Raw genomic sequence first — 24,713 nt, forward strand, 5'->3', positions numbered from 1 at the left:
CAACTTGCCGATTCATAAAAGCGCAAAATTGTCCCCCGCGCTGCCAATCGTCCAGTGACACCTGCCACTTACCAACTATGCACGTCCTGCTCTTCGACGACCCCGCCATTCGGGCGCGTCTGCTGCCTTTTACCTTCACCCGCCCCGTGGCCGCGCTGCGCTGCGGTATTCTCACGGTGGCCGAAAAATGGCAGCACCGCTTAGGCCAAGAGGTTTTTTATTTGACCGAAGCGTATCTGCAAGCCAAGTTTCCGGCCGGCGCAGTGAGTGGCCCAGCCCTGGTGATTAACGGCGCCGTGCTGCCCGACGATCTGTTGGCCCAGCAAGTACAAAATTTGCCCCCCGGCCAAGCACTCGTTGATGGCGAACTGCTCGTGGCGGCTCACCTGCCCGATGCCAGCAAGGTGGCCGAACTGATTCAGGACGGCATGGCCAGTACCACGGAAGTGGCTGAGCCTGTAACCTTGATCAGTGAATTGTGGCACATGTTTCTGCGTAATGGGGCCGAAATTCGCCAGGATTTTGACCTGCTCACGCGCGGCCGGCAGTCAGCGCCCATCGGCGACCCGCACACCATTGTCTACGGTGCGGAAAATATTTTCATTGAGTCCGGCGTGAAGATTCGCGCTGCTATTCTTAACGCCGAGGATGGCCCTATATATCTTGGCAAAAACTCCCAGGTTCACGAAGGCGCCATCATAAAAGGCCCCTTGGCCCTATGTGAAGGCTCTCATATCAACGCGGGCGCTAAAATGCGCGGCGACAATACAGTAGGCCCATACTGCAAAGTGGGTGGTGAAGTAGGCAACTCCATCTTTTTCGGCTACGCCAACAAAGGTCACGACGGCTACCTAGGCAACTCCGTGATAGGGGAGTGGTGCAACCTGGGAGCTGACACCAACACGTCGAACCTGAAAAACAACTACGCCCCAGTCAAAATTTGGAGCCACGCGGCGGGGCGCTTCGTGAATACGGGGCAGCAGTTCTGCGGCTTAATGATGGGCGACCACAGCAAATGCGGTATCAACACTATGTTTAACACCGGTACGGTGGTAGGCGTGGGGGCCAATATTTTTGGGGCTGGCTTTCCGCGCACATTCATTCCCAGCTTTAGTTGGGGCGGTTCAGCCGGGTTTGAAACCTTCAAGCTGCCGAAAGTAGCCGAAGTAGCTGAGCGCGTTATGGCCCGGCGTCAGCTAGCCTACGATGCCACTGAGCAGATAATTATGCAGCACGTGTTCGAGGCTACGACCAAGGATAGGGTGTGGGAACGAGCTCATTAACGGGCTCATCTGCCTATTTCCACACTAAGCGATTACATCTATGCGCTTCGCTGAAATTCCGGATCAAACCAAAGTCAAGCAGGTGTTAGTACAGTCAGTGCAGCGCCAGCACGTAGCCCACGCCCAGCTTTTTCGGGGAGCTGAGGGCTCGGCGGCGTTGGCCCTGGCGCTGGCTTATGCCACCTTTTTGAATTGTGAAGGCCGCGCCGATGCTGATGAAGACTCGTGCGGACGTTGCCCAGCCTGTCAGAAGCTGGATAAGCTAGTGCACCCCGACTTGAATTTCATCGTGCCCGTCACTAGCACCAAGCAGGTGCCGAAGGATGCGGTGAGTAGCAAGTTTGCCGCCGACTGGCGTGCCTTCGTGCTCGATAATCCTTATCAGGGCCTCAATGATTGGATGCAGCACATCGGCGCTGAAAACAAGCAGGGCAGTATTTCAAAGGAAGAAAGTCTGCAACTGCTAAAACTGGTGTCGCTGAAAGCCTTCGAAGGACGCTTTAAAATCGTGATTATCTGGTTGCCGGAGCTTATGCACCCCGCCGCTGCCAACGCCGTGCTGAAGCTGCTAGAAGAGCCCCCCGCAGCTACCATTTTTCTGCTGGTGAGCCACGCGCCTGAGCAGCTATTGCCTACCATCGTTAGCCGGGTGCAGCCCGTGGTGGTACGGCCCTTCACGGAAGATGAGCTAACTGCTTTTCTGCGCGACGAGCAGCAAATTCCGGAAGTAAAAGCCCGTCAAATGGCCCAGATAGCCGACGGTAACCTCGGCGCCGCGCTGGCCAGCCGCACCGCCCCCGACAACGACTACTTCGGTTTTTTCACCGATTGGATGCGTCTGTGCTTTCAGGACAACTTTGCCAAGGTGTTGGAAAAAAGCGATGAGTTCCAAAAAATGGGTCGCGAAAACCAAAAGGAGTTTCTACATTACGCCCTCGGTTTATTGCGCAAAGTGCTGCTTTACGGCTTAGATGCTCAGCTAATTCCGCACTTGCCCGCCGCCGAGCAGCAGTTTGTGAGCCGCTTTAGTCGCTTCGTGCACCCCGGCAACGCCGACTCAATCACACGTGAGCTGAACGAGGCTCACTACCACGTAGAGCGCAATGCCAACCCGCGCATGGTCTTCGTGGATACCTCGCTTCGCTTGGCCGAGTTCCTAAAAATGCCCGTTTAGAGGCTCTAAAGCACGAAAATACAGTTTGCTAAATAGCTATAGTAGCTGCTAAACGAGCTATAGTTAGGGTGTTGAATGAGGTGGTAGTAACTTTGTGAGCGGGGAACATAAAACGTATATATAGTTTGCCTCTTACCCCTCTCAGTAAGCAGATACTCTTAGTGGTCTGCGCTTCACGGCTACCGGAAAAATGCCCCCTAGCGGTCATGGCTCTCGACCTTAACTACTATTCATAATTGAAAACCACGCTCTTCGATCGCCCCATCCGCATAGGTACCCGTGGTAGCCGTTTGGCGCTGTGGCAAGCCAACCATGTGGCCTCCTGCCTGGAGCGGGAGTTATTTCAGACTGAAATCGTAATTATCACGACTAAAGGTGATTTGGTGCTCGACCGCTCTCTGGATAAGATTGGAGCCAAGGGCGTCTTTACCGAAGAGTTAGAAGAAAGCCTGCGCAATGGCACCATCGACATTGCGGTGCACAGTGCAAAGGATGTGCAGAGCAGCATCCCGGACGACCTGGAACTGCTAGCCTTCATGGAGCGCGAGAAAGTGAACGATGTAATCGTCAGCTTTGACCCTAGCTTCTCTTTGCAGCAGCCAAACATAGTGCTGGGCACGAGCAGCACACGTCGTCGCTCCATGCTCAAGCGCTATTATCCCGATGCCATCACGGCGGAAGCGCGCGGCAACCTACAGACGCGCCTCCGCAAGCTGGAAGAGGGCCAATACGATGCACTGCTGTTGGCTTATGCCGGTGTACACCGTATGGAGTACGACAACTTGATTACTCACGTGCTGCCCGAAACCCAATTTGTGCCGGCCGCTGGTCAGGGGAGCGTAGCCATCGAGTGCGCCAAAAACCTGGACCTAGGCCGCAAGATCGCCCTCCAGGGTATTCTAGATCATCCGGACACGCACGCGTGCCTGCGCGCCGAACGGGCTTTTCTACGTACCATGGAGGGCGGCTGTAGCATTCCATCCTTCGCCCTCGCTACTTACACCGACGAAGGTATGCTACAGTTGCATGGCGGCCTTATCAGCCTCGATGGGCAGCAATACGTGGAAGAGATTCACGCCATTACGGATGTAGACCAGGCGGAAGCAATGGGTGTCAGCTTGGCTGAAACAGTGCTGAGCCGTGGTGGTAAGCAAATATTGGCTGAAATTCGCAGTCACCGCGAATCCGAGTCGAGCACGTTTTAGGCTTCTTTGCTTTTAGGCTACATATTTCGGTGTGCTCAGTGTACTTATTTTTTAATTGAAAACCGCTTCTTTCTAGCTCCTACTTATGAATTTTGGCTTCCGGGCTTCCGCTCTTTTCTTCGTCTTTTTACTGCTTGTCACTCCAGCTTTGCAAGCCGCTAAAGCTCCTCGTAAGAGTAAGAAAGATGAGGTAGTCACCATCAGTACAAGCTTAGGAGATATCAAGCTGATACTGTTTGATCAAACCCCTCAGCATAAGGCTAACTTCTTGAGGCTAGCGCAAAGTGGTTTCTACAACGGCACTACCTTTCACCGGGTCATTCAAAACTTTATGATTCAGGGTGGTGACCCTAATACGAAGGATGCTGACCCAAATAATGATGGTGCGGGCCAGCCAGATGTAGCCACCATTCCAGCAGAGATTCGTCCGGAGTTTCAGCACAAGTTTGGCGCCGTAGCTGCCGCACGCCAGGGAGACTATGTTAACCCAACTCGCGCTAGCAGCGCCTCACAGTTTTATATCGTACAGAATCATCAGGGAACTAAGCATTTGGATGGAGCTTACACTGTATTCGGGCAAGTAATCAGCGGGCTCGATATAGTCGATAAGATTGCCGCGCAGCCCACCGACCCCCGCGACCGTCCGACAACAGAAGTGAAGATGACAGTGAAAGTAGATAAGTTGAAAAAGAAGAAAATAACCGAGCTGTACGGATATCAATATTAGTGTGCTTAACACAGTTTGAGCGCTAGTTTTAGCTAGTTCACACCACTGTGAGCCATTCAGTCTATAGGTCTTTTAGCCGTTAAGCGTATGCGAATTTTACTCACTGGGTCCAATGGATTGTTGGGCCAGAAGTTGGTTGAGCTGCTCCGTCAGCAGGCAGGTGTGGAAGTCATTGCCACGTCGCGGGGCGCCAACAAACTCGCCGACCTCTATCCTGACCTGCACTTTGTGCCTCTCGACGTGACCGACCGGGCTCAAGTGCAGCAGGTAATAGCCGCTGAAAAACCTACTCACCTTATCCACACGGCCGCTATGACTAATGTAGATGAGTGTGAGCTAAACCGTGAGCCTTGCTGGCTCCAAAACGTAACGGCCGTAGAGCATCTGGTGGAGGCTTGTGCTCAGCACCAAGTGCATCTCACACATGTGAGTACCGACTTTATTTTCAGCGGCGAAAAAGGCCCCCTGACGGAGGAAGAAGTGCCTGCTCCTATCAACTTTTACGGCGAGAGTAAGCTGGCCGCAGAGCACGCCGTACAGGCTAGCTCCGAAAAGTGGGCTATTGTACGTACAGTGCTCGTGTACGGCATTGTGCAGGACTATGGCCGCACTAATATTGTGCTTTGGGTACGCGACTCGCTACGGGCCGGCAAAGAGATTAAAGTAGTAGACGATCAGTTTCGCACGCCAACCTTGGCCGAAGATCTCGCGCAAGGCTGCTGGCTTGTGGCGCAGCACAATGCCGAGGGTATTTACAACATTAGTAGCAGCGAACTGCTGACGCCTTATCAGATGGCCTTGCAAGTGGCAGATTACTTTCAGCTCGATAAGGCGCTGATTGTAAAAGCTGATGGAAGCACTTTCTCGCAGCCCGCAAAACGCCCCCCACGCACTGGTTTTATTATTACCAAAGCGCAGCGCGATTTAGGCTACATGCCCCACACGTTTCAGGAGGGCATAGCTATATTGGCTAGCCAAACGGAAACAGTGTAAACGCAAAAAACCCGCGGGCAGAACCTGCGGGTTTTTTAACACACCTATTGCAACAACCTTTATAGTTCAGACTGCGCCGCGAGCAAAAGCTGCGCGTCAGAACTTTTTATTTTATTTTTACCAAGTACCGTCGGTTGCCGACGCAACCATACCGACCAACAAATTTCCTACTAGTACCGCCCGGCCACTCCGGAGAGCAGCTTGAGCCACCGCATGGGGAACTAGGTCTCCATCAATGGTTTCAACATCAGACATCCGGTGAGCGGATTGCCGAGCCATTTCAATCAACAAGTATCGCAAAGCGTACCCCTGACGACGTTTAAAAAGTAAGGAAGGCATATGAGCTAGATCAGGCAAACGGAGCGAAGACCGTTAGTGCTATCAGGCTCCCGCCGATCTTCGTTACAATAGTACAGCCTCAAGGTGCCGTTTTGAAAGGAAGATAAACCTGCTTTTGTGACTTGAATTATTTGTATATTTTTTAATTATTCTCCCGTAACTCAACTGTGGAAATTGCTAGATAAACTGCGTAAATGTGGTTTAAGAGGCATTAGGAGAATTTTACGCTCAGTAAATAAATTAAAAGGTAATTAAACTATCAATTCAGACTATCTGCTTTAAAAGGAACAAATAAGGCTACTTTGTGACATAGAGGAAACTGTATATTAAAAAGTTATTTCCCGTTTTGCGAGCTGGCGAAGGGCTAAAGTGGTGCTTGCCAGGGCTACAGCCGGAAAAACAATCAGCCACCAAGCCGTAGGATCGAGGCGAGCGGTGGCCAATGTGCGGCCCCAGCTGGGCATTTCGGCTGGTAGTCCGACACCGATAAAGGAGAGGGTAGTTTCTAACGCGATAAGCGCACTCAGGCTAAGCGGAAAAGCTGTGCGCACAGTTCGCCACGCGTTAGGCAACGCATGACGCCACAAAATTTGCCCCCCAGAAAGCCCCAAAGCTTTTGCGGCTTCTATATAAGGAAGGGCCCGCACCCGGAGCAGCTCTGCCCTAATGAGCTGCGCGGACTCAGGCCAATAAGTAAGAGTTAAGAGCACAAATAATCCTAGCAGAGACGCATCTTGCACGGCAGCCAAAGCCAGCACCAAAACCAAGCGGGGAACGGCGGCCAGCAGCGCAACTGCTCCCAGCACCAGTCGGTCTGTGGGAAAAGTCCATGATAGCTGAAGCACAGAGTATCGGGCGAATACTGCCCCAATGCCAAACATGACGACCATGCTTAGCCCTAGGGCGGCCCACCAAGTGGAGCCGCTTAGGAATACACTCGCTATTGCTATGGCAGCTAGTAGCCAGTAGATCACTGGTATACGCAAACCCTTGTTGCCCCAGAAGCCTGCTATGCTACCTAGAAAGACCCCTAGCAAAGTAGCCAGCACAGCAACGGGCAAACTAACAAATACCGCTGTGCGCGCTCCATATACTAGCGCGGTTAATACATCTCGGCCCAAGCTATCAGTACCCAGCCAGTGGCGGTGGGCGTCGGGAGTGCTGGGGGGCAAAAAGGGAGGAATTCCTGTCTGAGTAAGATCGATTGAATCTGGGGAGAAGGGTAGGGGTAACCAAGGCGCCACTACAGCTGCCCCCACTATCAGGCTAAGCCACCCAATAGCTAGTACCCGCCAAATACTTCTCTTAGAATGCCTACTCATGCCTGCAACCGAATACGGGGATCGGCTAAGAAGTATAGCGCATCAGCCACGACAAGGCCTATTAGTCGAGTAAGGGCGATAAGCAACACTCCGCCTACTAACACCGGAAAATCGTGGCTAGCCGCTGATTCAGCCAATAAACGACCCATACCAGGCAGCGCGAAAATGACCTCAACCACCACCGCACCTGCGACTAACGCCGGCAACAAGTCGGTAAGGAGGGTAATAACTGGCAACAGCGCGTTGCGTAAAGCATGGCGGGTTGTAACCTGCAAAGCCGACAACCCTTTGGCGCGAGCCGTTGTCGCATAGTTCGCCCCTAACTCATGGCGAAGAGCATCATGCAGTTGAACAACCAATGAGGGCAACTTTACTAATACCAAGCTAGCTAAAGGCAGGGTGCTGTAGTAGAGATAAGTACTCAGCTGAGTTATCCAAGGGACATTTTCCTGGCTTAGCTGCCCCAGACCATAAGCTGGAAACAGCGGCAGTAAATCGGGATTGGCAAACAGCAGCAAAAGCCCTAGGGCTACCACAAAGAGAGGTAAAGCATCCAATCCATACAGGACATTAAGCAGAAAGGCTGGTCCGCCTCGCACTAGCCACAAGGCCATAGCAACAGCTAAGCCAGCGGCAAGTAAAGCCGCAGTCGCAGTAAGGGGCAAAGTAAAGCGGAGCGCCTCGCCCAGCACCGTCGTGACAGCCTGACCATTGCGGTAGGAGGTGCCTAGGTCACCCCTTAAGGCCTTCTGAAGCCATTGATGATACTGATTACCGCTGCCGTGCCACTTCCAGCTAGAAATCCCACTCGTAGGTGAATGAGTTAGCGAGAAATAAAACAGAGGGCCTACTAAGCCTAAGCGCTCCCTGACTTGCTGAACAGCTGCCTCGCGCTCGGCTGGGCTGAGAGCTCGGCTACTTAAGTTGCCTTCGCTTATCGACTGGCCCAGAATTTCATCGGTGGGCAGGGCGCGGCTCAGCAGGAAGACCAGCGACACAATTGCCCATGTGGCCGGAATAGTGCGTAGTAGCCGATACAACAAAAAGCGCCCCATGCTTTACATTAACTCTCCGGCTGGGGCTCAATCGTCATGACTTCATAACCGGGCTTAAGCCCGGATACACGCAGGTTGGTGAGGCGCTTGTCGGCGGCCAGGCGGTAGCGATAGAAAAACAAAACCACCATGGGACACTCTTGGCGTATTATCACCTGAAACCGTCGCAGCAGCTTCGCTTTTCGGTCCAGGTTTTCTTCGAGTACGATGTCCTTAATCAGCTTGTCGCTAGTGGGGGAGCCAAACCCGGTGTAGTTGCTTACTCCAATGCTTCTCGAGTGCAGCAACGGACTAAAATCGTAGGCAAAGGGACTGCCTGAAAGGCTACGTATATAAATGTCAAAATTGCCCCCGCGCAACTTGCTTAGCAGCAATGTAGATTCCGTGGGTCGCAGCTGAATAGGGATGCCCAGCGCAGCCGCCGCGCTTCGTAATTGGAGGGCAATCCCTTCAAAAGCTGGTTCGCCGGCCCGGTAGGCAATGCTTAACTCTAAGGCTTCAGGCTTGCCCGACGTGCTCGATCGACTCCAGCCTCCAGTCGCCTGCCGAACCCACCCAGCCTGACGCAGGAGTGCCTCAGCTCGCTTCGTGTCGTACTTCAGCAAAGGCAGACTATCGTTGTAAATCGCTTTCTCTTGAGGATTGACAAGGCCAACACTAGGATACGCCATGCCGCTCTGCGTAGCTTGAATAAGTGTTGGAATATCAAATAGATAGCTTAAAGCCTGCCGGGTCAGCTGATTTGTGAGTAGCCCTCGGCGCATATTAAAGCCGGCAATGACCATCTCGTAAGAGTCGGCGGTGTAAAAGCGAAGGTCTTTTTGTCCTGCTTCCGACTTCCGAAGCCGATCAAACTCGGTTGCCGTCACCATTGGATAAACATCGATATCACCGCGTCGGAGGGCTAATAAAGCCGTAGTGTTGTCGGGGATTATCTGAAAGTAAATGGTAGACGGCTTGGCTATTAGCTGTGGTGGCCGTGTTGGAAGTTGATCGGCCCACCATTTTGCTTTCCGCCGAAACGACAGCACTTGGCTATTTCGCCAAGCGGTGAGTTCATACGGGCCTGAGCCAGGCAGTCGCGAAGGGTTCTTGTCTAGATCGGCTGCATTATAGCGTTGGGCAAAAGCCGCTAGCTCGGGATACTGAGTAAGTGAGACGGGAGCAGGTCCTGTTAAAGCAGACACGGAAATACTTCGCAGCTGCTGCTGAGGGTCTAGCGCATATTCGGGCAAGATGGGATATTCGCCCGATACGTGGGCAAACTCGGGGGCTCGACCTTTGCACACCAATGTGAAACGCCGCGTATCGGTAGAGTCCAGACGCACATCCCGGATAAAGCTAAATTGTGCCCTTACCCCTTCATTAGGCAAGCCAGGGCAGTTCATCACCTTTAGCGTAAAAGCTACATCCTGCGCTAGAATTGGTTGCCCATTATCCCAAGCGGCAATAGACCTCAGCCGGTATGTAAGGAGAGTTAGCGAGTCCTGCCGTTGTACAGTAGGCAATTCTTCCGCTAACCATGGCACAAATACTCGCCCTTGGTTATCAACCTTTAGCAGGCTTTGGTACAACAAGCCAATGGCTTGGTTTGCGTAATCATTGGGGTTAAATAATGGATTCAGAGACTCCGGATCGCGCACCCACCTTACCCGAATTGCATCGGGCGATGAAGCCTGCGGAGAGCAAGCAGATAGAAGCGCAAGTAGAAGATAGAGCCCCAGCCCCCGGAAAAGTCGCTGCATAAGCTAACAGCCGCATAGAAACGGCGCCGGGCAAGTTAGGCAAGATTCCCCTAACTGTGCGAGGGATGAATCTTGCCTAACTTGCCCGGGCGTAGCTCCAAATGGAGTTTTACAAGTTGCCGTCGCCCCAACCGCTGCTACCGCCAGCACTTTGGGTGGTCACATTACCATCGCCCCAACCGCTGCTACCACCGGCTTTCTGCGTGGTTACGTTACCATCGCCCCAACCGCTGCTACCGCCAGCGTTTTGAGTTGACTGGGAAGGAGATGAGAATATAGTAGAGAACTGAAGCAGAGCGAGAGCGAGGAGTTCGAGCATGACGTGGGGTTGATTGCTATATGTAGTGTTTTAGAATACACAAATGTGCTACACTCGTATAGCGCATAAAAGGAAGATTAAGCCATAAATATGACTAGAACATTCCTAATATTAATTTGTGCAATGGATATCCAATGTTAAATTATCAATATTGTTAATATAAATAAATTATTATATTATTATATTTAATGGTATTAAGTTAATAAAAATAAATGATAATCCAGTGAGTTTATGACTTTGCAAAGTTTGAACTAAACTTATATAAGAAACTGGTTTTGCTTATAAAGAGCCGCTGGTAAATTCAGGATATTTACCCTACTTAATACTAATTAGCCGTAGCTCATCAAGTACCTTCTTTTGCTTATGGAAGACCTTAGTAATCTAGCCAAAATAGTGACCGATCGGCGGGTGGGCGTGCCGCCTTTGATTGATTTCACTGCTAAGGCAGCTACCAATAAAGAAATAGAATTAATACAAGCATTAAATAATGACCAATACAGCTCTCAGCTTCAGATAACGAAGGCTTTATATGGCAAGGTAAATCCAATGAATCAAGCGGCTTTTCGCAAGCTCAAGTCTAGAGTACAGAAAAAGCTGCTGAATCATTTATATTTTCTGGACTACACAGATCCACGCCAATTCATTGCCAAACGCTATGAATTGCAGTGCTTGGAGTTATTTCATCAGGCAAGCATTTTATTTAGGGAAAGCGAGTATGAGCTAGCTGAGAAGCTTTCTCGCAAGTGTTTACGACTGGCTTTAGACGGCGAGTTCACCCAATATGCAGTTATGAGCCTGGGTTTTCTCCGGGACTTATATGCTCAACTGCGAAAGCCAACACTCTATCGCTCCGTATCAAAGCAATTTAAGCAGTACCAGGAGATAGCGACGGCCGAGGAGGAAGCGCGACAGCTATACCTCGACGTGCGGATGGAGCAAACCCAAACTGTCCGGTCGCGGCGCTTTTTGCTGAATGAGCTGTCCACCTACATTACCAAAATGGAAGGCTTGCATAAAAAGGCTAACACCTACAGCACCTTCGAATACTTGTATCGGTTGCGCTTAATGCGGGAAGAGTTGCTGGGTAATTTTGATGAAATCATCAAAATTACAGCTACCACCTCCGCGCTATTTGAGAAAGACAAAATCAATAAAAAGCGCTTCGACACCCGATTCAATAAGTTTATGAGCGTTTGGGCCCACTTACGGGGGCGCCAAGTAACTCAAGGCTTGAAGCTGGCTGAAGAATACATCAAAGACTTTCATCCTTCGTCGGGCAACTGGTTTTACTTTCTGGAGCACTATATGCTGCTGGCTCTACACGCCAAAGAGTATATTAAAGCCTATGAGATTCTGCGTTTAGCCCGCAAAAACCCATATTACAGCAAGCAGCGTGCGGCGGCTTTGCAGCGCTGGGACCTCTTCGAAGTTTATCTGCACTTCATTCAGCCTGAGGGCTCGTCGCTACGGCTGCAATTCAGTCAGTTTATCCAGACCGTACCCGATTATAGCCGCGATAAGCAGGGTTATAACGTGGCCATCTTGGTGCTGCAATTCTTGTATTATCTACGCCAGCGCAACTTAGATGCCTTACTTACGCGCTTAGAAGGGTTGCGCAAATATGAGCAAAATCACTTGCGCGACCCCGCAACGCTGCGCAGTCAGTTATTCTTTCGCTTACTGCTGCTTATGGTGCGGGAAGATTTTGCCCCTCAGGCATGTGAGCGAAAAGGTCAGAGCCTGCTCAATCGGCTACGAGAAGCTCCTCAGCCGGGCGATGCGTACGCCGAAAGCGAGATTATTCCTTATGAAGACCTATGGGAGTTGACGCTAAATATTCTGCGAGTAAACGCCGAGGCAGAAGCAGCTGAGCAAGCCGCCCACGAACGAATTGCATAAGCACAAAAAAGCCCCCAGACGTTTTCTGGGGGGCTTTTTTGTGCGTGTTTTAATCAGCTATTTGCCCGTCACTTTAAACTCAGTGCGCCGGTTGAGCTGACGGCCGGCCTTGGTAGTGTTAGGAGCCACAGGCTGGTTGTCGCCATAACCCGCGAAGGTGAGGCGGCTCTTGTCTATTCCTTTGCTAACTAAATAATCAACTACAGCTTTGGCCCGGCGTTGCGATAGGTCCTTGTTGTAAGCATCTTGGCCAACATTGTCGGTGTGGCCGCTGATTTCCAGGCGTAGTGCTGGGGTTTCGGTCAGCAGCTTTTGCAAGCGCTCTAGCTCGCCGGTGCTTTCGCGCCGCAGAGTGGCTTTGTCGAAGTCGAAGAAGATATTGTTGAGCACGACTTTTACGCCGACATCCAGCTTCTTCAGTCCAATATCTTTCACTACTTCGGCATAAGCTGCCCCAGCTGGTAGGTCAAAGTTTTCGGAGTGGAACAAGTAGCCTTCTTGGCGCACTACAATGCCATAGTTCACGCCCGAAGGCAGCGACACCAAGTATCGCCCCGACTGTGCATTGGACAGGAAGGAAGCAATAACCTCGTTGCGCTGGTTGTCAATTACCTCAATGGTAGCTTCTAAGGGTTGCTTGTTAGCCTCATCTGTTATTATCCCTTTCAATATTGTTACTTGCGCCGTGGCAATCGGGACGGGCGGCGCGAGGAGCGCTTCTTTCACTGGCTGAGCCCGGCTGGCTAGTAGCTGATCTTCCTGCGAAAGCATGGGGGGCTTTTCTGGCCCGAGAAACGTGATTTGATAAATGTCTTTGCCCCCCAGACCTTCCTCCCGGAAGCTGGAGTAGTAACCGTGGCGCCCCGAGGCGGAAATCACAAAGAACACATCGTCGTCAGGCGTGTTGATGGGCCAGCCTAGGTTTTCAGGGGTGCTCCATTTGCCGTTTTCGAATACCGATTTGAAGATGTCGTAGCCACCCATGGAGTTGTGGCCCTCCGAGCTGAAATACATCGTTTTGCCATCGGGATGCAGAAATACGCCCTCTTCGCCGTACGGTGTATTAATGGTCGGCCCCAAGTTTAGGGCCGGACCACGGCCCTCAATCTCCACCTTATAAATGTCGCGGCTACCGAGGCCACCTTCTTTGTCGCTCACGAAGTACAGACTGCGGCCATCGGGCGTATACGCCGCTGACGACTCGTGGCCTTTGCTGTTAATGCGCGAGCCTAGACGTTGGGGCTTGCGCCATTCGGCGCCGCGCAAGCTGGCCTCGTGCAGGTCGCCGCCGTTGTCTTCCACGTACACCAACATGCGCTGTCCGTCGGGGGAGAGGCCCACCGTAGCGTCGTGACCGTCGGTGTTTACCGGGGCGTTCAAATTGCGGGCCGCACTCCATTCTTGGCCAGTGCGGGTGCTTTGGTAAATATCTTCGAAAAAGCCGCCAGTTTCCGGATCAGTTTGCCCCCCAGTGGAGTTTTCGCGGCGCGAAGTAAACATTAGCACCGATTCATCGGCGGAAATAACAGGGCTATAGTCAGCATAGGGCGAGTTAACGCTCGCGCCAGCGTTGTCAATAAAAGCACGCACGGGCTTCTGCGACATCTTCTGTCCGTTTTCGCATTCCGTTATTTTCTTGCGGATATCAGCTAATAGCGGCGCCGAATTTTTTCCCCCCGTGGCCGGTTGAGCTGCTTTGTACTCCGCAATAGCTTCCTGCCACTTGCCATTCAAGTGTAGTCCGCGCCCCAGCAGGTAGTGAATTCGAGGGTCCGCATCGGGGCTTAGTTTGTACGACTTCTGTAAGTAGCTAAGCGCACGCGGCTTGAAGCCCGAGTGCAGGTAACAGTCACCGATCTTTAGGTTAAGTTCAGCGTTATCAGGGTTGAATTTTTGAGCGGCCAAGTAGTGTGGCAAGGCCTGCTCATAGCGCGGCGGATCCATGCCATAGCTGCCGTCGCCCTCCTTTATTTCGCGCAGTGCAGCCTTTAAACCCTCTTTATCATTACCAAAACGGTCCTTGCTGAATTCTACGCTCTGTGCATATGCGGCTTGAGCGAAAAGCAAGACAGCTAATAAAAGTAACTTATACATAGTCCTATGAGAATGAATCTTGACTCTGCCGATGGCAGTGCTTCGCTAACCAAGCCGCTGCGGGCAGGCCTATCGTTATTCGCCTTCGCAGCCGGAGTTAGCGGCATAACTGCTGCCAGCCTCTAAGCCCAGTTCAGCGGCTTTGCGCCAGTCTTGGCAGGCACCAGACGCGTCGCGGAGCATTTCGCGCGCGTGACCGCGGTTCAGATAAGCTTCGGCGTACTGGGTGTTAAGACTAATGGCCTTTCCAGCATCAGCAGCGGCTTTTTTATAGTCCTCTAGCTTGAGGTAGGCCGCCGCCCGATTGTTCCAGGCAAAGGCGTAGCTCGCATTGAGGCTGATAGCTTTGCTGAAATCTTCGGCCGCCCCCCGATAATCAGCTGCCTCGTAGCGAGCACTACCCCGGTTGGTGTAAGCGGTTGCGTTGTCGGTTTTCTTCGTCAAATACTCGTTGTAATCAGCCAGCGCGCCTTTTACATCACCAGCTCGGCGGCGAGTAGCGGCCCGATTAAGTAGCGCCGGCAGCAAGTCAGGCTGCAACGCTAGCGCTTTTGTGTAGTCCTGAATAGCCGCCGCAAAGTTGCCAAGCTGCCGTTGGGCGCTGGCCCGGTCGTGGTAGGCGTAAGCGTAGTTGGGGTCAGCTTTCAGCGACTGATCAAAGTCGGCTTTGGCAGCTTGGTGCTCTCCTTTTTCAAAGCGTAGCGCGCCGCGGTAGTACCAAGCGGGGGCATAATCCGGCTTGGTTTCGGTGGCTTTAGAGTAATCCTGCTCGGCCTCGGTGCGTTTGCCCAGGGCTTCGTTAGCCTGGCCTCTTCCAAAATAAGACGTGTAACCCGTGGATTCTAAGCGAATAGCCGCATCATAATCCTGCACGGCCTGCGGATAGTCTTTCAGCTCGTAGCGTGTGGCGGCGCGGTTGTAATAAGCTTTAGCAAAATCGGGCCGAGCGGCTAAGGCTTTGTCGAAATCCTGAATGGCTGCCTGGTAACTTTTGCTGTTGTATTTGGCTACTCCGCTGTTGTAGAGCTTCTCCGCCAATTGAGCCGGTGGGAGTGTGCTGGCCCGGACGGTGTCAACCTGAGCGGTGGCAGTAGCCGCGGAGCCCAAGGCAATAGAAAGGATAAGGATTGCCCGCATAATATTCTATAGAGTCGTTTTTCAAACGATAAATATAAATTTAATTGTCGAATGCGGGCTTGATTGGGTTTAAATGTTCAAATAATTGTGTTTAATTAATATTAATTAGGCTAAAAATCTAACCTTGAAGCATAGCATTTTGGCCCATAGATAGGTGAGGCATCAGCAGAAGCGATTAAAACACTAGTGGGCGCAACCAGGGCTCCTAAATATTGGTTGTGCAGGCAGCCCCAAAGTTTGCGTATTTTTGCAGTGCCTGCGGGCCCATCATTTGTTTTTCCATTTCAGCCTATATTCTTATGGCCACCTATCCTGAATACATGGTAGCTCCCATTCGGCAAGACCTCACGTCGGCCGGCTTCGAGCAACTCATGACCCCCGAAGAAGTTGATTCTGTGCTGAATGAGCAAAGCGGAACCGTACTGGTAGCCGTAAACTCCGTGTGCGGCTGCGCAGCTGCCAAAGCCCGTCCGGCTCTGAAAATGGCCCTAGCTAGCGCCGATAAAAAGCCAGCCAAGCTCGTAACCGTGTTTGCTGGCATGGAAACGGAAGCCGTTGATAAGGCTCGTCAGCATATGTTGCCTTATCCACCTTCTTCTCCTTGTATTGCGCTATTCAAAGATGGCGAGCTAGTGCATATGATTGAGCGCTACCACATTGAGGGCAGCGACACGATGCGCATCGTGAACAACCTGCAAGGCGCGTTCGAAGAGTATTGCTGAGTCAGCACTTCGCGCTTTCCTGATAAGCTTCAAAGACTAAGCAGACATAAAAAAGCCCCCCAGAACATTTCTGGGGGGCTTTTTTATGTCTGCTTAGTCTTTATGAGCCTAACTATTGGCTAAGTGGGTTATTCTTAGTTAGCATACTCGCTCAAAAACTTGATGCGCATGAGGCGAATGTCTTCCTCCGTGTATTCATCAGGGCCGAGTTCCTTGAGTGCCACGGCGATATTGTCGGTGTTAGACTGCAGGAAGTAATCCGTGATTTCCTCTTGACGGTCATGATCCAAAATGCCGTCGATGTAATAATTGAGGTTGAGCTTGGTGCCAGAGTAACAAATGTGCTCAATCTCCTCCATCAATTCGCGCATGTCAATGCCCTTGGACGAAGCAATTTCTTCCAAATCCATCTTCTTGTCGATCTGCTGAATGATGTAAATCTTGATTTTGGACTTGTTGACCGCCGACTTGACGACGACATCAGCTGCTGTCATGATGTCGTTGTCCTCCACGTATTTCTTGATTAGCTGCAGGAAAGGCGCCCCAAACTTTACCGCCTTGCCCTGACCAACGCCACCTACGTAAGCCAAGTCGTCCATTTTCACTGGGAAAGTGGTCGCCATTTCCTTGAGCGAGGGATCCTGAAATAGGACGTAGGGAGGGAGATTTTTATCCTTCGCAATTTTCTTGCGCAAGGCCTTCAGCATTTCAAACAGCGTTTCGTCGTGGCCAGCGGCTTGCTGTACTTCTTCCTGCTGCTGCTCCTGCTGAATGTCCTCGTCGTAGTTATGGTCCTTAGTGAGTTTAACCGAATGGGGATTCTCAATGAAGTCCCGGCCTTTATCGCTGATTTTCACGACGCCAAAATTTTCAATGTCTTTCTCCAAAAAGCCGTTGAGTAATACCTGCCGCAGCACTGAGTGCCAAAAGGCCGCATCATGGTCTTTGCCTTGCCCGTATACCGGCAGCTTGTTGTGGCCGTAGCTTTCTACGTGGGCGTTGTTCATGCCCATAAGCACAGTACCGATGTGCTCAAGGCCGAAGCGCTCTTCGGTCAGCACTACAGCTTTAAGAGCCATTAGTACTTCCTCTTTGCCCTCAAAGCGCTCCTTGGGGTGCTTGCAGTTGTCGCAGAAGCCGCAATCCTTCTCGAATGTCTCGCCAAAATAGTGCAGCAGCTGCTTGCGCCGACACACGGCCGAATCGGCGTAGTTGGCCATTTCCTGCAATAGCAGCTTGGAGTTGTCGCGCTCCGTAACGGGCTTGTCCTTGTTGAATTTCTCCAGCTTCACGATATCGTCGTAGCTGTAGAACATCAGGCAATTGCCCTCCAGACCGTCGCGGCCGCCGCGGCCGGTTTCCTGGTAGTAGCCTTCAATGCTCTTGGGCGTATCGTAGTGGATGACGAAGCGCACATCGGGCTTATCGATGCCCATACCAAAGGCGATAGTGGCCACTATTACATCAGCTTCTTCGTTTAGAAATGCGTCCTGGTTGGCCATGCGTACTTGCGGATCTAGGCCAGCATGGTAGGGTAGGGCGCGCACGTCATTCACGCGTAGCAGCTCCGCAATTTCCTCTACTTTCTTGCGCGACAGGCAGTACACGATGCCGGCTTTGCCCTTGTGCTGCTTTACGTATTGAATCAGCTGCTTTTTGGTGTTGTGCTTAGGCCGAACTTCGTAGTAAAGATTGGTGCGGTTGAACGAGGTTTTAAACACCGACGCATCGTCCATTTGCAGGTTTTTCTGGATATCCAGCTGGACCTTAGGTGTGGCTGTGGCCGTGAGGGCAATGATGGGCACATTGGCCCCCAGGTTGTCGATGATGCCCCGAATCTTGCGGTATTCGGGTCGGAAGTCGTGGCCCCACTCGGAGATGCAGTGGGCTTCGTCGATGGCCACAAACGAGATGGTGGCCTTTTGGAGAAAATCAATGGTTTCGTCTTTAGTAAGCGACTCGGGTGCAACATACAGCAGGCGCACAGCACCGCTGATGACATCCTTTTTAACCCGATTTATCTCCGATTTTGATAAGGTTGAATTCAGAAACTGAGCATTCACACCAAACGCATTCAGCTGATCTACCTGATTTTTCATCAGCGCAATCAGCGGAGAAATTACGATGGCCGTGCCAGGCAGCACCAGAGCCGGTAGCTGGTAACACAGCGACTTGCCTGCTCCCGTAGGCATGATTACGAAGGTGTTATGTCCGTTAATCACATTTTGAATGACGGCTTCTTGGGTGCCTCGGAACTGGCCGTACCCAAAAACTTCCTTTAACTTGCCTTTCAGATCAGCCGCGGGCGCTGTCACTTGTTTTAGGGCTGGCATGGTCTCTCTCACTTACTCGGTTAAGGATTGCGGATAGGGAGCACAAACACAGGGTGTTGAACTCTCAATCTAATAGTTTTTGATGTTTAGTGCGTAGTCGGCGGCTGTTAGTATTTAAATATAGCTCTGAATCATCACTTCATTCTGACAAAAAGCAACACAACCAACAGCCACCGGCCCACGGCTCGAAACCAATTGACGGGATGAATAACCAACTACTCAGTACTGACGACTCAATACCCACTATCAAATTTAGATTGAAACCGCAGAACGAACTCAACCTGATAGCAAAAAAAGTGTTGCACGAGGAGGCCGCTGCCATCCAGGGGGTAGCCGAGGCGCTGGACAAATCACCAGATTTTGCACAATGCATTGAAGCAATTCTCTCTTTGCGGGGTAGAGTAGTAGTGACGGGTATTGGCAAAAGTGCCCACATTGCGGCCAAAATAGTGGCCACACTTAACTCTACTGGCACTCCAGCCTTGTTTATGCACGCCGCCGACGCTATTCACGGCGACCTGGGCATGATACAACCAGAAGATTTTGTCATTGCTATCAGTAAAAGCGGCGACACCCCCGAAATAAAAGTGTTAGTGCCCCTTCTCAAGCGCAAAGGAGTATCCTTAGCCGCGCTGGTCGCCAATGCTGACTCTTACTTAGCGGTGCAGGCCAACTTTGTGTTGCATGCTCCCATCACGCGGGAGGCCTGCCCGCACAATTTGGCCCCCACCACCAGCACTACCGCCGCCTTGGCCCTAGGCGATGCCCTAGCCGTCTGCTTGTTGGAGTCTCGGGAGTTCACAACCGCAGATTTTGCTCGTTTGCATCCCGGTGGTACGCTGGGCAAAAAGCTGTACTTAAAAGTAGGTGACCTGAGTAGGCAGAACCAGGTGCCACAAGTCCGGGAAAATGCCCCCCTGCGCGAGATAATTCTTGAAATATCGGGGAAGCGCCTGGGGGCCACGGCCGTGCTAAGCGATGCTACGGGAAGCCTGTTAGGCATCATCACTGATGGTGACCTGCGCCGCATGCTTACTAATTTTACTCGCCTAGAGGACGTGCGGGCTCGTGACATTCTCACGCCTTCGCCTATTACGATTGATGTCGATGACTTCGCGGCCGAAGCGCTGGCTCGTATGCAGGAGCGCAACATTACCCAACTAATCGTGACGGAAGCCGGGCAGTTCAGCGGCTTTATTCATCTGCATGACTTGCTACGCGAAGGTCTGGTATAACTCAACTGTTTACTTCTAATTATGGAGTACTCGCTTTTTGCTAAGGTGTTTGTACGTCTACTCAGGGTAGCTGTACTTTTGGCCGGATTCCTGTATGAAACGACGCCAAACTGAATATTTCGGATCTTTGCTCATCACTTCACTTTAACCTGGCAACTTTCAGGTCTGCTTTATGACTCAAAACACGTATCTCGTCGTGATGGCGGGCGGCATTGGAAGCCGCTTCTGGCCCTTTAGCCGCACCAATCATCCCAAACAGTTTCACGACGTAATGGGCGTGGGCCGCTCCATGTTGCAGCTCACCGTAGACCGCTTTGCCGGCATTTGCCCCCCAGAGAATGTGTTTGTCGTAACCAACCGCGACTACAGCGAGCTAGTACAACAACACCTGCCCGATTTGCCGGCAGATCAGATTTTAGGTGAGCCCATTGGCCGCAATACCGCGCCGTGCATTGCCTACGCTAGCTACCGCATCGCGCAGCGCGACCCCAAGGCCGTTATTATCGTGACGCCCGCCGACCACGCTGTACTGCGCGAAGATGAGTTTCGAGGGATTATCAGTCAGGCCGTCGAGCGCGCCCGTACCCAGGATATTCTGATTACACTTGGTATTCAGCCCTCCCGCCCCGATACCGGCTACGGTTATATTCAGTTTATTGATGGCGACCATACCGAACTGTTTGGCAGCTTGCGGAAGGTAAAGACCTTCACCGAGAAGCCTAATCTTGAGCTAGCCAAAATGTTTGTGGACAGTGGTGACTTCCTCTGGAATTCGGGCCTGTTCATCTGGCGGGCTGAAGTGATTGTGGAAGCCTTCCACCACTACTTGGGCGACATTGCGGAAGTCTTCGACGAAGGAGCCGACCAACTGGGAACTGCTCAGGAAGACAACTTTATCACGGGTGCTTACTCGCGTTGCCGCAATATCAGCATCGACTACGGTATCATGGAGAAGGCCGACAACGTGTATGTACTGCCCGCTGATTTTGGTTGGAGCGACCTAGGTACTTGGGATTCCCTGCACCGCATCGGACGCGGCGACGAAAACGGCAACGTAGTAGACGGCGACGCTATTCTCTACGACACTCGGGAGTGCGTCATCAAAACTCCATCCGAGCGCCTCGTAGTAGTGCAAGGGCTAGAAAATTACATCGTGGCAGAGTACGACAACGTGTTGTTGATCTGCAAGCGCTCGGAAGAGCAGCGCGTGAAAGAATTTGTGGCCGATGTACGCGCTAAGAAAGGCAATGGCTACAACTAGCCTGCTTTAGACTATCTAGCTTAAATAAAAAATCAGCGCCCGGTTCGTGCCTGCTCCCAAATGAGCAGCGCGGGCCGGGCGCTGTGGCGTGGGGGCAAATTAGCCTTGCTGAGCTACTTCTCGCACCACGTTTAAAAAACCTTGCGTCAGGGCCGGGATGGGACTAGTCGGGTAGCAAGCCGCAATGCGTGTGTAGGATACCGGAAAAGAAAGCGGTACATATACCACGTGCCCCAAACGAAGATTTTGGAAGGAAGCTGGCACAACCGAAACGCCCATACCAGCCTCCACCAGTGCCACAATCGTAGTCCACTCCAGCGCTTCCTGTACAACCCGCGGATAAAAGCCAGCCGTAACAAATAGATTCTGCACTAAGCCAAACAGCGCGGGCGCCACGCGCTGCGGAAAGAGCACAAAAGCTTCACTCATCATCTCGTTCAGGGCCAAAGCAGCCCGGGCGGCCAGCGGATGGCTGCCCGGCAGCACGGCCACAAATGCTTCGCGAGCCACTTCCTCCACCGCCAGCCACGGCAACGGCAGCGGCTCGCGCAGGAAGCCGATGCTAATAGCCCCCGTGCGTAATTCCTCGACCTGCGCCGCCGTGGATAACTCGCGTAGGCGTAGCTCCACGCCCGGATAACGGGTACGGTAAGCCTGAATAATAGGCGGTACGGCCGAGAGCAGGGTGGAAGCTGCAAACCCAACGGTCAGTAGCCCCGTTCGACCTTGCCCCACGGTGCGCACGATTTCTGAGGCCGCCCGACCGTGGGCCAAAAGTCGCTGCGCTTCGGGTAGCAACGCTTCACCAGCGGCAGTCAGCTGCACTTTGCGGCTGGTGCGCTCAAAAAGCCTGCATTCCAGCATTTCCTCCAGGCGTCGAATCTGCTGACTGAGTGGCGGTTGCTCGATTCCAATGTATTCGGCAGCGCGTCCGAAATGCAGGTACTCGGCTACTGTAACAAAGTACCAAAGCAGGCGCAACTCAAGGTCTGGCTTAAGATTATTCATATCCAAAATATATTAATAGAGTCGCAAAATACGCTTGATGAATCAATTTCAGCCACTTACTATTGCATTGTTGGAGTGGCCTGACCTGACCGCCATGTAGCTGATGGCGCTGTTAGAAGCGCCACACTAGCATTTTACTACCTCATCTTCTCCTTAATTCTTACCTCCCGCAATCAATATGAAGGGATATAGAGGGATGCTCAAAATAAATACGAAATATTTCGTATTTCTAAGCAACTACTTACTAGTACTCCTAGTCCCTTTGCGCACCTCTACTTCTGCAACACGAATTCTCTCGCATATGAAGCGTACTCTACTGTTTGTTTTTTTTCTACTCGGTTTGGCTCAAGCACCACTTTTAGCCCAAGTTCCGATCGGTGCTAGCATGGGTAGTAGCCGCTTATCGGGAAATGTAATTCACGCAACCACAAAGCAGCCCGTTGAATTCGCCAACGTAGCCTTACTAGAGGCCGCTTCGAGCAAGCTCATCAGTGCCGGCGCGTGCGATGATAAAGGGCAGTTTATGCTCGGCAACATTGGCCCGGGCACCTACAAGCTAAGCGTGAGTTTTGTAGGTTTTCAAACCAAGGTAGTAGAGAACGTAACCGTGCCGGCTGGAGGCGGAGTGGTGAGTCTGGGGGGCATTTTTCTGAGTCCTACCACACAGCAGCTTAGCGAAGTGAAGGTTACCGGTGAGAGGGAGTTGGTCGAAAACAAAGTAGATCGGCTGGTCTACAACGCCGATAAGGATATCAGCAACGCTGGTGGTACTGCCACCGATGTTTTGCAAAAAGTCCCCATGCTTAGTGTAGATTTTAACGGCAACGTGCAGCTGCGCGGCTCGTCCAGCATTCGGGTGTTAGTAAACGGTAAACCTTCAACCTTGCTGGCCACTAACCTGGCGGAAGCGCTACGACAAATTCCAGCTGACCAGATCAAGTCGGTAGAAGTGATAACCTCGCCATCAGCCAGATATGATGCGGAAGGCTCGGCAGGAGTTATCAATATCATTTTAAAAAAGAACAACCTGGAAGGTCTGAACGGCTCTGTAAATGGCTCGGCCAGCACGCGGGGTGGGGGCCTGAACAGTACCGTGAATAGTCGGCGGGGCAGCGTTGGGCTGAGCGTGAGCGCTGGCACGAACTGGTTTTACAACGTAGCCCGTAGCGACACCCGCCGCACCGATTTTCTGGCTGACGATGCCCAGGGCCTGCTGCGGCAGCAAGGCGATTTTACAAACCTGGGCGGCGGTGCCTTTGTCCAACTTGGCCTCGACTACGACCTGACGCCCAAAGATGTATTCAACGTGAGTGCGCGGGGCAACGTGTTTGGCTACACCAATGAGCGGGGGCAGTTTACGTCCTATATCACGCCGCAGCTAGCGGATATCTACAGCCGAGATATTACGACCAAGGAAGGCGACAAAAACATGGATTTGAACGCCGGCTACACCAAAACGCTGCCTGGCCGTAGCGGACACGAACTGAGCGTGTTGGCCCTATACAGCGTAAACAAGGGAAACGTAGACTACGACCTGGATCAACAGCGCGCCGAGCGCCGCAACGACTATCGCGAAACCAGTTTCAACGACAGCCGCAACCGCGAAGCCACTTTGCAGACCGACTACGTGCTACCGATGGATAGTACGCGCACCGTGGAGCTGGGGGGCAAAATTATTCTGCGCACAGTTAGCAGCGACTATTTGATAGAGGCCGATAGCTTGGACGGACGCGGTCTGGTAGCCGTGCCAGAGCGCTCCAACGAGTTTCGCTACGACCAGGACGTGTACGCGGGCTACGCTAGCTATGGCTTTGCTATGGGCCGTAAGCTGACGGCTAAACTCGGCGCCCGCATGGAATACACGCGCATCAACGGCGACTTTATCACCAACAACCTGCGCTTACAGACCGATTATTCCAACTTCATTCCGAGTGCGCTGCTGGCTTACGATTTAGGTGAGAATCAGAAGTTGAAATTCAGCTACACCCGCCGGCTGTTGCGCCCCAGCATTTACTATCTGAACCCTTACATCAATACCAGCGACCGCCGCAATATCTCGGCCGGCAACCCCACACTCGACCCGGAACTAACCGACGCCTACGAAATTGGTTACAACACTTTCATCAACAAAAGCGCCATTACGCTAACCGGCTACTGGCGCCAAACCAACAACGCCATCGAAAGCCTGGCGCGCCTGGTGCCCGGCAGTCAGCTGCTGCCCACCGATGATACAACCCGAGTGCTCTTTACCACTTATCAGAATCTGGCCCGCAATGCCACGTACGGAATCAGCGCTTTTGGCTCAACTAAGCTTACTCCTAAGTGGAATTTGAGCAGTAATATCGACGTGTATTATATGCGTTTGACGAGCCCAGCTCTCAATCTGAGCAACGGCGGCGCCATGTACAACATCAACTTCAACTCAGGCTGGCAACTCGAAAAAGGCTGGAGCCTCCAGATGACGGGCTTGTTTCGCTCGCGGCGCGTGGAGCTGCAGGGCCGAGCAGCTGGTTACCGCACGTATAATATTGCCGTGCGTAAAGAACTGTTCGACAAGAAAGGCAGCCTGACGGTGGGCGTGAACAACCTGTTCAATCGGCAGCTAGTATTCCGCAACGACTTCGCCACCGACCGCTTCGAGTTTGCCAGTGACTCTTATTTCTACAACCGTACGGTGCGTGTAGCCTTCAACTACCGCTTCGGTAAGCTCGAAAACCGACCCGCTCGACCTAAGAAAAGCATCAGTAATGATGACCAGAAAGCAGGAGGCTAATACATATGCCTTTCGCAAAGGGCGGATGATATATCTAAAGCAACAAGCCCGTTGTCTACTGTTGAGGTAGGCAACGGGCTTGCTCTTAA

Annotated in this window: 18 protein-coding genes; 10 read left to right on the forward strand and 8 right to left on the reverse strand. The window is 52.2% G+C overall.

The features are described 5' to 3' along the window. Positions 1-77 precede the first annotated feature (77 nt). The 5 genes from ACW9KT_RS04530 (at position 78) to ACW9KT_RS04550 (ending at position 5,382) form a co-directional block, all read left to right on the forward strand. Positions 78-1,283, forward strand: coding sequence for a GlmU family protein (locus ACW9KT_RS04530; RefSeq protein WP_457078176.1), 1,206 nt, complete (start codon positions 78-80; stop codon positions 1,281-1,283). Between the two features lie 40 nt (positions 1,284-1,323). Continuing rightward, on the forward strand, positions 1,324-2,457 hold the full coding sequence (locus ACW9KT_RS04535) for a DNA polymerase III subunit (protein WP_457078177.1): 1,134 nt from the start codon (positions 1,324-1,326) through the stop codon (positions 2,455-2,457). A gap of 236 nt (positions 2,458-2,693) precedes the next feature. Next, positions 2,694-3,662: a hydroxymethylbilane synthase gene (hemC, locus tag ACW9KT_RS04540; protein ID WP_457078178.1), complete on the forward strand. Its 969-nt coding sequence runs from the start codon at positions 2,694-2,696 to the stop codon at positions 3,660-3,662. A gap of 85 nt (positions 3,663-3,747) precedes the next feature. After that, entirely contained in the window at positions 3,748-4,389 is a 642-nt protein-coding gene (locus tag ACW9KT_RS04545) for a peptidylprolyl isomerase (protein ID WP_457078179.1), read from the forward strand. Between the two features lie 87 nt (positions 4,390-4,476). Continuing rightward, positions 4,477-5,382, forward strand: a complete 906-nt coding sequence (locus tag ACW9KT_RS04550) for an SDR family oxidoreductase (protein WP_457078180.1) — start codon at positions 4,477-4,479, stop codon at positions 5,380-5,382. A 665-nt stretch (positions 5,383-6,047) separates the two neighbouring features. Here the strand turns inward: ACW9KT_RS04550 and ACW9KT_RS04555 are convergent. The 4 genes from ACW9KT_RS04555 to ACW9KT_RS04570 all read right to left on the reverse strand — a co-directional run bounded on the left by ACW9KT_RS04555 (position 6,048) and on the right by ACW9KT_RS04570 (position 10,162). Then, a complete protein-coding gene (locus tag ACW9KT_RS04555) occupies positions 6,048-6,893 on the reverse strand; it encodes an ABC transporter permease (protein ID WP_457078181.1) in 846 nt (281 codons plus the stop codon). 146 nt (positions 6,894-7,039) lie between these two features. Then, on the reverse strand, positions 7,040-8,098 hold the full coding sequence (locus ACW9KT_RS04560; protein ID WP_457078182.1) for an ABC transporter permease: 1,059 nt from the start codon (positions 8,096-8,098) through the stop codon (positions 7,040-7,042). Positions 8,099-8,106: 8 nt separating this feature from the next. Next, positions 8,107-9,843 carry an ABC transporter substrate-binding protein gene (locus ACW9KT_RS04565; protein ID WP_457078183.1) on the reverse strand — a complete coding sequence of 579 codons (1,737 nt, stop codon included), beginning with the start codon at positions 9,841-9,843 and terminating at the stop codon, positions 8,107-8,109. 109 nt (positions 9,844-9,952) lie between these two features. Next, positions 9,953-10,162: a hypothetical protein gene (locus ACW9KT_RS04570; protein WP_457078184.1), complete on the reverse strand. Its 210-nt coding sequence runs from the start codon at positions 10,160-10,162 to the stop codon at positions 9,953-9,955. A 363-nt stretch (positions 10,163-10,525) separates the two neighbouring features. On the opposite strand from ACW9KT_RS04570, the gene ACW9KT_RS04575 reads away from it, so the two are divergent. Next, positions 10,526-12,061, forward strand: coding sequence for a hypothetical protein (locus ACW9KT_RS04575; RefSeq protein WP_457078185.1), 1,536 nt, complete (start codon positions 10,526-10,528; stop codon positions 12,059-12,061). 57 nt (positions 12,062-12,118) lie between these two features. Here ACW9KT_RS04575 and ACW9KT_RS04580 read toward each other — a convergent pair whose 3' ends face one another. Then, a complete protein-coding gene (locus tag ACW9KT_RS04580; RefSeq protein WP_457078186.1) occupies positions 12,119-14,155 on the reverse strand; it encodes an OmpA family protein in 2,037 nt (678 codons plus the stop codon). Between the two features lie 75 nt (positions 14,156-14,230). After that, positions 14,231-15,292, reverse strand: coding sequence for a tetratricopeptide repeat protein (locus ACW9KT_RS04585; protein WP_457078187.1), 1,062 nt, complete (start codon positions 15,290-15,292; stop codon positions 14,231-14,233). A gap of 299 nt (positions 15,293-15,591) precedes the next feature. Here ACW9KT_RS04585 and ACW9KT_RS04590 point away from each other — a divergent pair, with 299 nt between their 5' ends. Continuing rightward, positions 15,592-16,014 (forward strand): BrxA/BrxB family bacilliredoxin, encoded by a 423-nt coding sequence (locus ACW9KT_RS04590; protein ID WP_457078188.1) that lies wholly within the window; start codon positions 15,592-15,594, stop codon positions 16,012-16,014. 134 nt (positions 16,015-16,148) lie between these two features. Here the strand turns inward: ACW9KT_RS04590 and recQ are convergent, their stop codons facing one another. Continuing rightward, entirely contained in the window at positions 16,149-18,347 is a 2,199-nt protein-coding gene (recQ, locus tag ACW9KT_RS04595; RefSeq protein ID WP_457078189.1) for a DNA helicase RecQ, read from the reverse strand. A 257-nt stretch (positions 18,348-18,604) separates the two neighbouring features. Here recQ and ACW9KT_RS04600 point away from each other — a divergent pair, with 257 nt between their 5' ends. Both ACW9KT_RS04600 and ACW9KT_RS04605 read left to right on the forward strand, forming a co-directional pair. Beyond that, entirely contained in the window at positions 18,605-19,582 is a 978-nt protein-coding gene (locus ACW9KT_RS04600; RefSeq protein WP_457078190.1) for a KpsF/GutQ family sugar-phosphate isomerase, read from the forward strand. A 172-nt stretch (positions 19,583-19,754) separates the two neighbouring features. Then, positions 19,755-20,843 carry a mannose-1-phosphate guanylyltransferase gene (locus tag ACW9KT_RS04605; protein WP_457078191.1) on the forward strand — a complete coding sequence of 363 codons (1,089 nt, stop codon included), beginning with the start codon at positions 19,755-19,757 and terminating at the stop codon, positions 20,841-20,843. A 99-nt stretch (positions 20,844-20,942) separates the two neighbouring features. Here the strand turns inward: ACW9KT_RS04605 and ACW9KT_RS04610 are convergent, their stop codons facing one another. Beyond that, entirely contained in the window at positions 20,943-21,851 is a 909-nt protein-coding gene (locus ACW9KT_RS04610) for a LysR substrate-binding domain-containing protein (RefSeq protein WP_457078192.1), read from the reverse strand. A 301-nt stretch (positions 21,852-22,152) separates the two neighbouring features. On the opposite strand from ACW9KT_RS04610, the gene ACW9KT_RS04615 reads away from it, so the two are divergent. Beyond that, on the forward strand, positions 22,153-24,624 hold the full coding sequence (locus tag ACW9KT_RS04615) for a TonB-dependent receptor domain-containing protein (RefSeq protein WP_457078193.1): 2,472 nt from the start codon (positions 22,153-22,155) through the stop codon (positions 24,622-24,624). Positions 24,625-24,713 lie beyond the last annotated feature (89 nt).

The organism is Hymenobacter sp. HD11105 (assembly GCF_054051685.1).